Consider the following 13,034-nt stretch of genomic DNA (forward strand, 5'->3'; position numbering starts at 1 on the left):
GTGCAAAATTGGACAGTAAAATGGAATCGGAATTTGAAAAATCAAAATCAGGCGATAAAGATGAGCGTTATGAAGCATATCAAAATATTTTAAATGTAACTAATCAAAAAGTTGATTGGGCGTATGAAATATGGGACCAACTGTTAGAGGACTTATCACATAAAGATAACCATCAACGCTCTCGTGCAGCACAATATTTAGCTAATCTAGCTAAAAGTGATCCAGAGATGAGAATTATCAAAGATTTCCCTAAGTTATGGGAGGTAACATATGATGAAAAGTTCGTGACAGCTAGACATAGCCTCCAATCTATATGGAAGGTTGGAATTTCTGGTACACCTCAAAAAGAAATGGTTATGGAATATATGGTTGAACGTTTTAAAAATGGAACAGATAAGAAAAATTTCACTTTAATTCGTAATGACATCCTTCATAACATGAAAAATTTATATAACTATTTTAATGATGAGACAATCAAACAAACTGCTTTAGATTTGATTGATACTGTAGACGACAAAAAGTACAGAAAAAAGTATATGGATATATGGAAATAAATCATGGGGACGGTTCGTGTGCTTCCACTCTATGACACTATTAGTTTGCTAGAAATAGATGTCTTGGGAGCAAAAGAACCGTCCCTCTGTTCATTTAAGGTGAAAACAATCGGTTATCTTTATATAACATTTGGGGGAATTGCAAAATGAGTATGTTAACAAAATTGTCTTTTCGTGATTTATTAGTAGAAGAATGTGATCGAATTTCAGAAATCGATCCAAGTCAGTATATTGAGAAAGTTTGGAGATACTTGGATAGAGAGTATCAGTTGATTTCAATTGATTATATGGAAGAAGATTGGCCAGATGGCTACGAAAAATACCGTGATGGACTGAAAGAAACAATTTTAGCGGGTGGTGTAGCAATTGGGGCATTCGATAAAGAGGAAAGATTAGTTGGCTTTGTAACATTAAATAGTTCTCTTTTCGGTGAATCCGCGAAGTACGTCCTGCTTGATTCAATGTTCGTTTCAAATCAATTTCGTAACTATGGAATAGGAAAACACCTTTTTCAAAAATGTACTGAAAAGGCAAAGGAATGGGGAGCCGAAAAACTTTATTTGTGTGCAGCATCGTCACAAGAAACAATTGCATTTTATCGATCTCTTGGGTGCGTTGATGCAAAAGAAGTGAATAAGAAGCTTTATGAAAGTGACCCACGCGACATCCAGTTGGAATATGAACTAATTTAGTGGGACAGGGTGCCTGTGCCTCGGTTTTTCTAACTAACGGAGAAGAACTGTAAAAAATATGGATGGTTCATATGCTTCCATTCTATGATGCATTAGTTGATAGGAATAGGTGTTTGGAAGCAAAAGAACCGTCCCTTTGGATACTTGTCCATTTAAGGATCTGACCCTATTACATAGGTCTGGTATTTATAAGCTTAATTCCTTAACTGTGAGGGCTTGGGACAGCTTATTGGTTTTACAATCTACGAATTCATCTTCCTTAACTAAATCAATTTTAATTGCAGCTTCTAGTTTTTCTGTATCTGGTCGTTTTACTTGTAAGATAAGGTCTTCTAAATTTAATTCTTCCAATTTTTGTACTGTCTTCTCTTCATCGTAATTGACAGAAGAGCGAATTGTTCTTATTGCTTTATATTTTCCTCGTTTCACTTCACCTTTTTGTTCTTTGCCAAAGCTTTCATCTAAATAGGTATGAATTTGTTTTTTGATCTGATTCATTTCTGCTTCTAATACTTTTTTTTGATTATTTAAATCATAGTATTTTTTTAATACTTCCTCCGATATTTCAACGGACTCTTCCACTTCTAGTTCATTAGTCATCATCATTCCCCCAGCTTATTATGATTAGTTAATTTATATGAAACTGGAGGTTATTTATGCTGTCTTTACATTTATAAAGTTATTTAGTTTTGTTGATTGGTTACAGACTGGCATAATGTTTTGTTTCATTAACCATAATAACCTACACTGAGATTGTTGGATAATAGGTATCTATTATCATTATCAATTTTCAGCAGATATCCTTAATAGACATGATAATAATGACGTTGTTTACTCTGGTATATTTGAATAAGGAGGTGCTCAAATGATCAAATTAACGAACCGTCAGGCACGGCAATTTTTGTTGTTGAAACACGGACTGCTGGGCGAATACAAATTTGCAAAAAAACAGGGTGTATTAGATTTCGTTCGGCAAGCTGGCTGTATTCAATTTGATCCTATCGATGTTTGCGGAAAAAACGCTGAACTGGTGCTACAGTCGCGAATCAAGGGATTTACCAAGGAAATGCTCGACGAGTTGTTGTACACAGATAGAAAATTGGTCGATTATCCCGATAAGAACCTGGCGATTATCTCTGTCGAGGACTGGCCGTATTTTGAGAGATACAGGCAGGTCGCCCGACAACATGCCGAACACTATCCTCAAATGCAAGCTTTGACAGAGCAAGTACGGACTCATATCGAAAATCAAGGTGCTCTAAGTTCGAAGGATATAAAATTAGATGAGGATTTCTCTTGGCAATCAGCCATTCACTGGAGTGGTGGAAATAATTCATCCCGTTCGGTATTGGAACAAATGTACTCGACAGGCGATTTGATTATCCATCACAAAAAAGGCACGCGCAAATACTACGATATCTCGGAGGAATACATAGAGCCAAATTTGCTGAATGCACCGGAGCCGTTACCCAATCAGCTTGAACATCACAAGTGGCGAGTACTGCGCCGAATCGGTGCGGTTGGCCTTTTATGGAATCGCGCATCCGATGCCTGGCTGAACATATGGGGGCTGAAAGCGGAGCAGCGCAAAGAAGTTTTCCGCCAGCTATTGGACGAAGCTCGAATTATTGCTGTCTCCGTGGAGCAGATGAAGGATACGCTGTATTTCTGTGCGGAGGACTTACCAATTATCGAAGCAGTCTTAAAAAATCCGACTCCGAAATTTCGCTGCGAGCTGATCGCCCCGCTGGATAATTTAATATGGGACAGAAAGCTTATCAACGAACTATTTGGCTTTGATTACACCTGGGAAATTTACACGCCTGCAATCAAACGGAAATTCGGCCATTATGTGCTGCCTCTATTATACGGAGAGAGCTTCATCGGACGTGTCGAGGTAATCGTGGAGAGAAAAAACAAGAGGCTTGTCGTTAAAAACATCTGGTATGAGAATGGTGTAAAGCAAACAAAACAATTGCGAACAGCCTTAGACAATTGTTTCAAAAGGTTTGCGATATTCAATGGGTGCGATGCAATAGCTGCTGATTGAGATTCTTTTGGGAGGGGGATCAATGGAAAAGACTGTTAAAAATCATGATTACGGTAACACTGTGAAAGCTTCAATTGAAGAGGAGCAAACAGACTTCTCCCCTTTTCTATACCACTAACAAGAAAAATCCGTTTTTTACCAATTTTAACGAAAGTATTTCCACAACGACAAAATTCTTATATCATAGACTATGAGGTGAGAATTTTGTCGAGAATTGATACACATACACAGACTAACCGAAAAAAAGCTCCTTATATCGTTGCATTTTTGTCATTATTATTTATTGGTTCCTCTATAACGTTTTGGCTTATCTATCCATTTCCTTCAGATGAGGAAGTAACATTTTTTGAAGGGGGAGATTGGCCTCTTATTTTTGACAACACTGTTTTATATGATCAGATTCAACAAATCGATGGTGAAACGTATCTTTCTTTTTCTTTTTTAAAAGAAAATATAGATCAATATATTACCTATGATGAGAAAGCATCATCCGTTATTGTTACAAGTTCAAATGAGGTCTATCAGATGCCAACAGACCACCTTAATTATTATTTGAATAACAAGGAATTTCAACTTTCCTTTCCTGCGATTAAACATACGAATGGTGATATATTTGTTTCAACATCATGGCTTACAGATATTTATCCGATAGAGTTTAAGTTTGTGAGTGAAACAAATACTACTTTTATTTATAAACACAATCAAAGCTACCAAACAGGTGTCGTTATTGAAGAAAATGATAATGTAGATCAACTGCGGATGAGAACGGAACCCACATTGACCGCTCCATACGTGCAGGAGTTAACTTCAGGAATCCAAGTGACGATTGAAGAAGACAATGGTACGTGGTATAAAATACGCGCCTCTAATGGAATTAGCGGTTATTTAGAAAAGGACACGATTAAGTTGAGTGGCATAAATACAATCACCACAAAATCGAAGCCAGATGACCGCTCGTTTTACCCTAGTAATCTATCGTGGCCAATTCATGTCACTTGGGATGCGATTTACCAGGCAGAAGCCACACCTAAAACGGTACCAAAACTTGAAGGAGTTCAAGTACTTTCCCCAACATGGTTTCACCTTAACGAAGAAAATGGTGAGCTACGAAATTATGGGTCGAAGGACTATGTAAAGGATGCCCATGAAAAAGGGTATGTCGTTTGGGGTCTTTTTTCAAATGATTTTGATAAGGATTTAACCAAAGAAGCATTGAGTACCTATGATAAAAGGCAAACGATTATAAGTCAGCTACTCTCTTATTCTGAAATCTATGATTTAGATGGTATTAACCTAGATTTTGAGAATGTTTATGAGGAAGATGGCGTGCTACTAACCCAATTCGTAAGAGAGTTAACACCTTTAGCGCATGAAGCGGGGCTTGTTGTTTCCTTAGACACAACTTTTATCTCAAGTAGCCCCACATGGTCAAAATTTTATGATCGAAAAGCATTAGCAGAGACCGTTGATTATATGATGGTAATGGCCTACGATGAGCATTGGGGTTCATCGCCAGTAGCAGGAAGTGTCGCAAGTTTGCCATGGGTAGAGAAGAATCTACAACGCTATCTAGAAGAAGTTCCTCATGACAAAGTTTTACTCGGTATTCCATTTTACACAAGACTTTGGAAAGAGGTAGAACTGGAAGATGGATCAACCGAAGTCAGTTCAAAAGCTTTATCAATGGATGAAGTTAAGACTTGGATAAATGATAAGGGTCTTGAACCTCAACTCGATCCAAAGACAAAACAGCACTATGTTGAGTACAAGGATCCTAAAGAACCAATCGTATATAAAATGTGGTTAGAAAACGAACATTCACTAAAGCAAAGAGCAGAACTTGTTCACAAATATAACTTGGCTGGAATTGCTAGTTGGAGTAAATATTTTGCAAATGAATCAGCATGGGTTACGCTTCACGATGAATTAAATTATAAAAAAGTTATAAAAAAGTAAACCTTCAGTGCGGTGAAAACCAAAAAGTTAAATTGCTTTAAGGGAGAGATATCCAAAAGGTTTTGGGTATCTCTTTTTTTTTGGAAGATTAATTACAGTAATTTTCGGACTGTTTTTAAGGACATGTTAGTTCATATAACTTAAGGTTATAAAAGTGGGAGTTAAAATAGATATCCGTATTTTTTTTGTTTAAAAACCATTGCACAGTAGACAATACTTCGCAGTAATTGTCTTCAGTTTTGGATAACTTGTGAAAAGAATGTACTCAAGCTATTCCTGAGAAAGCAATAAAAGGTATTTTATAAACAATATAGAGTTAGTATTAAAAGAGTTAAAATAAGGAAATTGCTAAGAAATTTAAAGCTTTTAGTTTTATATTGTACGAGATTTAGATATACCATGATTAATTAATAAATAATAAAAGAGAAGACGTTTAAAGATATGGGAATTGAATTAAATTGATTTAAAAACGGTTAAAACAGACTAAATTGAGGTTTGAGTAGTTGAATGGACTCATCTATAATAATCTAGTCAGTTAGAAGTACTGACTAGTAAATGTATTTGACGGAGGCTGGATTTTTTTGGGTATAGAAATACCTATATTAGTAGTTCTTATTTTATTAAATGCTTTTTTCGCCGCATCAGAGATTGCATTAATTTCTTTAAATGATAACAAGGTTAAAATGTTGGCTGATAAAGGAGAAAAAAAGGCAATCTTGCTTCACCAACTCTTATCAGAACCAAGCCGCTTCTTAGCTACCATTCAAATTGGAATTACCTTAGCGGGATTTCTAGCCAGTGCGTTCGCAGCAGAGAGTTTCGCAAGAGGATTTACCGATTGGCTTATAGCCTTGGGTGTTCCAGGGACTGCAAAATTGCTTGAAGCCTTTTCCGTTATAATTATTACGCTTATCCTTGCTTATTTTACATTAGTGTTAGGCGAATTAGTCCCTAAAAGACTTGCATTAACAAAAGCTGAGGCTATTTCCAATCTTGCTGTGGTTCCTCTTACAGTATTATCAAAAATCTCTTCTCCTTTTGTAAAACTTTTAACTGTCTCAACGAATATAATCGTTAGACTATTTGGAGTAGATCCTAATGCACAGAATGACAATGTAACTGAAGAAGAAATTAGGATGATGGTAGATGTAGGAGAAGAAAAAGGGACAATCCAGCAAAATGAAAAAATGATGATAAACAATATTTTTGAACTTGATAATAAAGATGTATCAGATGTAATGACGCATCGAACAAATATTGTAGCATTACCACTTCATTTAAACTTTAAGGAAGTTATTCAAATAGTCAATGTTGAAAAATATACCCGCTTTCCTATTTATGAAAAAAATTTGGATAATATAATCGGTATTCTCCATGTAAAAGATTTGATTCAATTTATGGAGAGTGGTGATGTGGAAAAATTTAACCTAAGAGATCTTTCAAGAGAACCTTTATATGTAATAGGGTCAAAAAAAATCGATGATTTATTGAAAGACATCCAAGAGATCAATACACATATGGCTGTCGTTATAGATGAATACGGCGGAACGGACGGTATAATAACTATTGAGGATATTATGGAAGAAATCGTCGGTAGCATCACAGATGAACATGATGAAGCGGAAAATGAGGAAGATACAATCATCGAGATAGATGAAAGGAACCTTATTCTACCAGGTACTGCCAATCTCTATGAAGTAGAAGAGGTGTTAAAAGCGAACCTGCCGGTAGAAGATTACGATACGTTAAGTGGTTTCATGATTGGAATGCTTGGGTATATTCCAAGTGAAAATGACCATCCAGAAATTAAATATAAGCACATTCGTTTTATTGTAGAAGAATCCAGGGAGAAAAGAATTGTAAACATAAGAGCTTCCCTAGAACAGATGGAGAAAATTTAGACTAACAACAAGATGGGAAAACGAACTTTTGACACACATGAGATGTAAGAATTAAATTCCTGAAGGTGAAACGATCTTCGTTGCAATCAAGAAATAAATAAGCATTCGCCAATAAAAGAGAATGCTTTAACTTCTGTTTTCGATTTGGTTGACCCTAATTATGTGCACCTAAATATTCAACCAATAAAAATGTAAAAAGGAAGGAATATATGTATTTCCAGTTATAGATTTCATAAATCCCTAGCCACTCTGCCAATGGTTGAAAAACAAAAGAAAAAACAAACGAAGCCATTGTCATAGCTTTTAAAAAAGATCTCCAATTATTAAAGAATTGATAAATTAACATATAAATAATAGGTAGATGCACATGATGAATTTCAATTATTGAGGTATTACTGGTATTATTTTGTCAGGATAAGACATAAAACTAATGTAATATCTAAAATAAAAGTTGTAGTTCCTATTAAAAGACCAAACGAAGCAATTTCAATAATTCTTTTTTTTATCGAGAATGATCAGCCATATTATAAAAAAGATAATTGTAATGGCTAAAAGTAACCACCAATTAAAAGAAAATAAAGTATTAGTAAGCCAATAGTCCATAAGCATATCTTTTATTTGTCTGCGTAGTCCGCACTTGCTGGACAGTACAACGATACAGTGTTATAAAGGCTTGAAAGTGGTTTACCGAATTATTGGTAACCACTTTTTATTTGCCAAATAAAAGTTTTTACAATAAATATCGAAGTATGTATTTACTTAATCTCATAACATGGATTATATGAACTATAGGTAAGTGTTGAATAATAAGCAATCCGGCCATATTGTGGAATAGCTCTTATATTACGTAGTAGACCATTTCTGTGCAATAAATACCTTAAACTGATTTCTGATGAAGTTACCTTGTATAAAAAGGTATTCAATTGGTTTTTCAGAATCTAACCTATATTACACTTTGATTAAATTATGGATCCAGAAATAATAAAGAAGAGCAAACACTTTAACAGGGTTGCTCGGATGCGTTCAGAAGTATTTGGTAAAAATTCTTTCCTAATCCTACCACTGTTCTACAGAAAGGACTCAGTTAAGCTAACTTGTGAAGCAATGTACAACTGCTGGTTGCTCGTTAATGGAACAAGAGCTATTTTTATATCAATAAATAAAACAGACAGAAATCTTTTCTATCGGTTCTGATTCTTAACATGAAAATATAATCTAGCTTTCAGCTAAGGATAGATTGTTCTAAGCTTTATCAATAATCTAATCGTACTACTCTGATGTTTAATTTCGGAAAATAATAAAAGTAACGTAAATGATATAGATAATCGCTAAAATTGTACCTTCTATCTTTGAAATCTTGTAATGGGTTCTTGATAGGATAAGTAATAAAATGGTCACAAAAATCATTAGCCACATATCTAAAAATATTTTTGGATCAACAGCTAATGGATGGATCGTTGCTGAAGCTCCTAAAATGAAAAAGACATTGAAAATATTACTACCAACGATATTACCTATAGCAATCTCAGTCTGTTTCTTAATGGCTGCAGTTATAGAAGTGACCAATTCAGGAAGCGATGTGCCTACTGCCACTATAGTCAAACCAACTAGAGTTTCACTCATCCCAAGTGAGAGAGCAATTTGGATACTATTTTCGACCACTAGGCTGCCCCCAAATACAATACCAACAAGGCCTCCAATTGAAAATATAAGGTTTTTCGTCCATGATGTATTCAAAGTAACAGAAGGATTCTCTTCTATCTGATTTCGATTGTTCCTTGCCATCTCAAAGACATAGTAAAGAAAAACAGCAAAGAAAAGTAGCAGAAGAATCCCTTCGGTTCTCGTAATAAGATTGATTTCTGAGTATTGAAGTTGAATATCACTTATGAGGAGTAGCAATGCAACGGCTGCCAACAAAGCAAATGGGATTTCTTTTCTTATTGTATCGCTCTGAACTGCCAATGGGAATACAATTGCTGTAACTCCTAAAATGAAAGTAGAATTAAAGATGTTGCTTCCAACGACATTTCCAATAGCTACATTGCTGTTTCCTTCGAATGCAGCAATAAAACTGACGGATGCCTCAGGTGCGCTCGTACCAAAGGCAACGATTGTCAAGCCGATTAGCATTGGTGATACTCTCAAAGTTTGTGCAATCTTCGAGGATCCATCCACAAAATAATCAGCTCCCTTAATTAAAAGAGCAAATCCTATTAACAATAAGAGATAGGTCATGTGTTCACCTTCTTTCAGTACGTCTTTTTAATTGTTTATCAACTTATACATAAGTCTACCACAGGGGGGATAATTTTAAACGGGTTTGCTCCCTCTGTTGGTCGAAGTATATTTTTCATGCTGAAAAGGACTCTAAGAGGGAATTGCTCTTGGTGTAAGGCATTAATTGAGTAGGTTAGTTAGGCAACTTTTCTACAGTATCGTTGTACTACGCAGCAACCAATTCTCATCAATAATATTACCTAAAGCAATCTCAGATTGTTTCTTAAGGGCTGCGGTTACAGAAGTGATCAAATAAGGAAGAGAAGTATCTACAGCCACTATAGGCAAACAAACAAGAGCTTCACTCATCTCGAGTGAGAGAACAATTTGGATACTATTTCGACTATCAGGGTACCCCCATGCCTCTTTCTTTACAGGTAATAAAAGCATGCGTAAACTGAACATATGCTCGTGTGTGAATTCATTATAGCTTTAAGAGATATGGTATCCAGTTAACGCGAAATTTATTGGTTTATGTTGAAGATGAATCTCGTTTAAAGGCTGTGTTTATGATTATAAAGAAGAAGGGGTGTTAAAATGAGAAGAAAGTTTACATACGTATTAAAAGTGGCCCCGAAGTTTTTTCAAATCGTTTTGAATGTGTCTCTTCTTTTCTTAGCAGCAATTCTGTCATTTTTATTAGTACAAGAGTTGTTTGCTTTCTTTAACATATTATGGACGGCTGGTGTTAATGATTATAAGGAATTTCTAGCAAGAATTCTAATCTTTTTCCTATACTTTGAGTTTATTGCAATGATCGTAAAATACTTCAAAGAGGATTACCATTTTCCATTAAGATACTTTTTGTATATTGGTATTACGGCAATGGTAAGATTAATCATTGTTGACTATGATCAACCCATAGACACGTTAGTTTATTCACTTGTGATATTGGTGCTCATTATTGGCTATTTCATTATGAATATTACACCACGCGAAAGACCAGAGGTAAATGCCTTGTTGAATAGGGAGAAGGAAGAGTAACTTCTCTCCCAAGCTCGAATAGAAAATGCACACAAAAAATAACCACCTTGATTCTACTAAAGAGTTAAGTGGTCACTGATTTATAGGTGGCAATAGGAGAATACTGTGACTTGTTGTTTCTAGGTTCTCTTTGCTACACAGTACAAGAATTCTATTCAGTGGAAAATGATATTCAATGGTGAAGACCAAAGCCTAATTCTCGGTAATAATATGAGGAATTAGGCTTTTTTTCTTCAAAATTTCTTGTGTTTTTCAACTGGGAAACGAGTTGAAAGCAAACGGTAAATTTCATGGTAACTGCAGGTGAAAAACATACAGAGATGGTACATTATTGTGTCTTTTTTATTAAAGAGCGAGGAGAGAACTCGATTAATTGTTAAGGGAATTACCAGACGATTCAGGTCAATGTCAACTGAGTTATTGCTATCCAATTTGGAAATAGCAAAAACGAAGTAGGGGACGATTCGTGTGTAATCAAATAAATACATTAAATTGTCAGTCTCTAAATGGACAGATGCCCATTTAGAGACTGACAATTTTGATGGTTAAATTCAATTTAATGGAAGAAGAAGCAAAAGAACCGTCCCTATATTGCAGGATTTCATCGAGACTTATCGAATTATGGAAGTGGAAGTTGGTTTTTAAAAGGTAATATTATTTAGAAGTGGGGCCGTTAAATGTCTAGCAACAATCCTGGGTGCCTTGGATTCATTTTTAATTTATTTGGCATAGCACCAAAAGAAGATGTTATTGAAGTAGTTAAATTACCCTATTCAAAACGAGATGACTTTCTATCGAATGCTGAGCTATCCTTTTATAAGGTTCTTCAGCAATATATAGGAAATAAAGCAATCATATGTCCGAAAGTTTCACTACAGGATATCTTCTTTGTGAATAAAGGTAATCAGAGTGAAAGAAGTACCTATAACAACAAAATTAGCAGAAAGCATGTTGATTTTCTGTTATGTTCAACAGACACAGTAGAGCCAATATGTGGAATTGAGCTAGATGATCGTTCTCATCAAAGAGCAGATCGGATGGAACGTGATAAATTCGTGGAGCAAGTCTTTGAAACAGCTGAATTACCTCTAGTAAGATTTCAGAATAAAAGTGCGTACTCCATGTCAGATTTACAGGAAAAACTTGATTCAGCACTTAATGGATTTGAAAAAGCAACGCCTATAGGTAGCCAGACGAATTCCACTGAAACAAACAATGACTCAGCGCCAGAATGCAAAAAATGCGGAGCACAAATGGTTAAGCGTGAAGCTAAGAAAGGCGATAATAAAGGAAAGTTATTTTACGGCTGTCCCAATTTTCCAAAATGCAGAGAAGTTGTTCATATTACCTGATACTCTTATTCATGGGTCTAAAGGAGTAGAGCAATATTAACTGATTTTGCTAACTTGGGAGAATGATAGCCCAATTAGGTGAGGTCAAATCTAAGTAGCAATTCCTTCAGTTTTTCTGTGTCATTTGCTCTGGAGTTGAGACTGTTTCCATTTAGAAGGAATCACGACAACTGGCATTAAAAAATAATTTAGTCTATAAATCAGGAGGACATCATTATGAAATTTGGTATTGTAGGGCTCGGCTGGCCGGGACAACAGCATGTTAAAGCGATTTTGACACATAACAAAGAAGCTGCATTGTCTGCAGTATGTGATTTAGATGAATCTAAATTAAAAGAATTCGAGGGACGGTGCGATACATTTAATGACATTGATCGTTTCTTTACAGAGGCAGACATGGATGCGGTCGTCTTGGCAGTTCCCCACCATCTTCATGAGAGTTTGACTGTCCGTGCCCTTAACCTTGGTAAGCATGTTTTGATTGAAAAGCCAATGGCGCGGACGAGTGAAGAGTGTATGCGGATGATTGAGGCCGCAGAACAAAATAATGTAACACTGATGGTTGCCCAAAATTGGCGTTATACTCCTTGGTGTGTTGCTGCCAAATCCATTGTCGAAGCTGGTGAACTTGGAAACATCCAAGCAGTTCGAACAGAATGGTTACTCAACTTTAGAGATGCATTTCCTAAAGGAAACTGGATCTACGATGGTGAACTAGCTGGAGGAGGAGCAATCACAAGCTTAGCCATACATAATGTGGATGCACTTCGATTCATTATTGGTGACGTGGAAGAGGTATATACGAATCAATTATACACTGATGATTGGTCCTCAAACGGAGCGGAGAACTGGGCGATGTGTCAAATGAAGTTTGCAAATGGAGCTTTAGGACATCTTTTTACAGGATTCACCCCATTTTTCCCACCTGACAATGGCATGCTATATGTTTACGGAGAAGAAGGTACCATGTTCTTTGGTCCTTACCAAGGTGAATCTGGGTTGTGGATTCGTTCTAAAACGAGATCTGTTGATCCTACTGCTGGCTATGAACACGTAGATGTCGCAAGTTTAGCTCCAGGGCTAGTTGAACATGCTCAGACAAATCAACTTAAACACTTTATTGATAGTGTGAACAGTCAAACGCGTCCGGAATCGGATGGTCGGGAAATTATAAAAACAATTGAATTGGTAGAAGCAATGTATGCTTCAGGAAGTAAAGGAACTCCATTAAAAAATGAAGGAAAAACAAATACTGGTTTGTAATC

At 35.9% G+C, this 13,034-nt stretch carries 12 protein-coding genes; 9 read left to right on the top strand and 3 right to left on the bottom strand.

All coding sequences use genetic code 11. The features are described 5' to 3' along the window. Positions 1-8: 8 nt before the first annotated feature. From GH741_RS02560 to GH741_RS02570, 3 genes are read left to right on the top strand one after another with little or no spacing between them, the layout of a single operon-like run. A complete protein-coding gene (locus GH741_RS02560) occupies positions 9-554 on the top strand; it encodes a hypothetical protein (RefSeq protein WP_153735201.1) in 546 nt (181 codons plus the stop codon). 3 nt (positions 555-557) lie between these two features. Further along, the gene (locus GH741_RS02565; RefSeq protein WP_153735202.1) at positions 558-704 is read left to right on the top strand and encodes a hypothetical protein; all 147 of its coding nucleotides are present in this window, start codon (positions 558-560) and stop codon (positions 702-704) included. Next, positions 701-1,246 (top strand): GNAT family N-acetyltransferase, encoded by a 546-nt coding sequence (locus GH741_RS02570; RefSeq protein WP_205677305.1) that lies wholly within the window; start codon positions 701-703, stop codon positions 1,244-1,246. The genes GH741_RS02565 and GH741_RS02570 overlap by 4 nt, the downstream gene beginning before the upstream one ends. Positions 1,247-1,432: 186 nt before the next feature. Here the strand turns inward: GH741_RS02570 and GH741_RS02575 are convergent, their stop codons facing one another. Continuing rightward, positions 1,433-1,846, bottom strand: a complete 414-nt coding sequence (locus GH741_RS02575) for a hypothetical protein (protein ID WP_153735203.1) — start codon at positions 1,844-1,846, stop codon at positions 1,433-1,435. 265 nt (positions 1,847-2,111) lie between these two features. Here GH741_RS02575 and GH741_RS02580 point away from each other — a divergent pair, with 265 nt between their 5' ends. The 3 genes from GH741_RS02580 to GH741_RS02590 all read left to right on the top strand — a co-directional run bounded on the left by GH741_RS02580 (position 2,112) and on the right by GH741_RS02590 (position 7,153). Then, on the top strand, positions 2,112-3,296 hold the full coding sequence (locus GH741_RS02580; protein ID WP_153735204.1) for a winged helix-turn-helix domain-containing protein: 1,185 nt from the start codon (positions 2,112-2,114) through the stop codon (positions 3,294-3,296). A gap of 204 nt (positions 3,297-3,500) precedes the next feature. Next, positions 3,501-5,252, top strand: coding sequence for a glycosyl hydrolase family 18 protein (locus GH741_RS02585; protein ID WP_153735205.1), 1,752 nt, complete (start codon positions 3,501-3,503; stop codon positions 5,250-5,252). A 581-nt stretch (positions 5,253-5,833) separates the two neighbouring features. Continuing rightward, complete coding sequence (locus tag GH741_RS02590) at positions 5,834-7,153, top strand: hemolysin family protein (RefSeq protein WP_153735206.1); 1,320 nt, start codon at positions 5,834-5,836, stop codon at positions 7,151-7,153. A gap of 1,281 nt (positions 7,154-8,434) precedes the next feature. Here GH741_RS02590 and GH741_RS02595 read toward each other — a convergent pair. Further along, the gene (locus tag GH741_RS02595) at positions 8,435-9,391 is read right to left on the bottom strand and encodes a calcium/sodium antiporter (RefSeq protein ID WP_153735207.1); all 957 of its coding nucleotides are present in this window, start codon (positions 9,389-9,391) and stop codon (positions 8,435-8,437) included. 192 nt (positions 9,392-9,583) lie between these two features. Then, positions 9,584-9,838 carry a hypothetical protein gene (locus GH741_RS22400; RefSeq protein WP_420809380.1) on the bottom strand — a complete coding sequence of 85 codons (255 nt, stop codon included), beginning with the start codon at positions 9,836-9,838 and terminating at the stop codon, positions 9,584-9,586. A gap of 132 nt (positions 9,839-9,970) precedes the next feature. Here GH741_RS22400 and psiE point away from each other — a divergent pair, with 132 nt between their 5' ends. The 3 genes from psiE (at position 9,971) to GH741_RS02615 (ending at position 13,032) form a co-directional block, all read left to right on the top strand. Next, positions 9,971-10,417, top strand: coding sequence for a phosphate-starvation-inducible protein PsiE (gene psiE, locus GH741_RS02605; RefSeq protein WP_153735208.1), 447 nt, complete (start codon positions 9,971-9,973; stop codon positions 10,415-10,417). A 677-nt stretch (positions 10,418-11,094) separates the two neighbouring features. Beyond that, complete coding sequence (locus GH741_RS21835) at positions 11,095-11,769, top strand: DUF2726 domain-containing protein (protein ID WP_153735209.1); 675 nt, start codon at positions 11,095-11,097, stop codon at positions 11,767-11,769. Positions 11,770-11,985: 216 nt separating this feature from the next. Beyond that, complete coding sequence (locus GH741_RS02615) at positions 11,986-13,032, top strand: Gfo/Idh/MocA family protein (protein ID WP_153735210.1); 1,047 nt, start codon at positions 11,986-11,988, stop codon at positions 13,030-13,032. Positions 13,033-13,034 lie beyond the last annotated feature (2 nt).

Source organism: Aquibacillus halophilus (assembly GCF_009649745.1).
GTDB lineage: Bacteria > Bacillota > Bacilli > Bacillales > Amphibacillaceae > Aquibacillus > Aquibacillus halophilus.

What these genes read in the sequence shown, in the direction of transcription:
- GH741_RS02615 (WP_153735210.1), top strand. Translation starts at nt 11,986, where the DNA reads ATGAAATTTGGTATTGTAGGGCTCGGCTGGCCGGGACAACAGCATGTT.
- GH741_RS02595 (WP_153735207.1), bottom strand. Translation starts at nt 9,391, where the DNA reads ATGACCTATCTCTTATTGTTAATAGGATTTGCTCTTTTAATTAAGGGA.
- GH741_RS02570 (WP_205677305.1), top strand. Translation starts at nt 701, where the DNA reads ATGAGTATGTTAACAAAATTGTCTTTTCGTGATTTATTAGTAGAAGAA.
- psiE (WP_153735208.1), top strand. Translation starts at nt 9,971, where the DNA reads ATGAGAAGAAAGTTTACATACGTATTAAAAGTGGCCCCGAAGTTTTTT.
- GH741_RS02580 (WP_153735204.1), top strand. Translation starts at nt 2,112, where the DNA reads ATGATCAAATTAACGAACCGTCAGGCACGGCAATTTTTGTTGTTGAAA.
- GH741_RS21835 (WP_153735209.1), top strand. Translation starts at nt 11,095, where the DNA reads ATGTCTAGCAACAATCCTGGGTGCCTTGGATTCATTTTTAATTTATTT.
- GH741_RS22400 (WP_420809380.1), bottom strand. Translation starts at nt 9,838, where the DNA reads ATGTTCAGTTTACGCATGCTTTTATTACCTGTAAAGAAAGAGGCATGG.
- GH741_RS02565 (WP_153735202.1), top strand. Translation starts at nt 558, where the DNA reads ATGGGGACGGTTCGTGTGCTTCCACTCTATGACACTATTAGTTTGCTA.
- GH741_RS02575 (WP_153735203.1), bottom strand. Translation starts at nt 1,846, where the DNA reads ATGACTAATGAACTAGAAGTGGAAGAGTCCGTTGAAATATCGGAGGAA.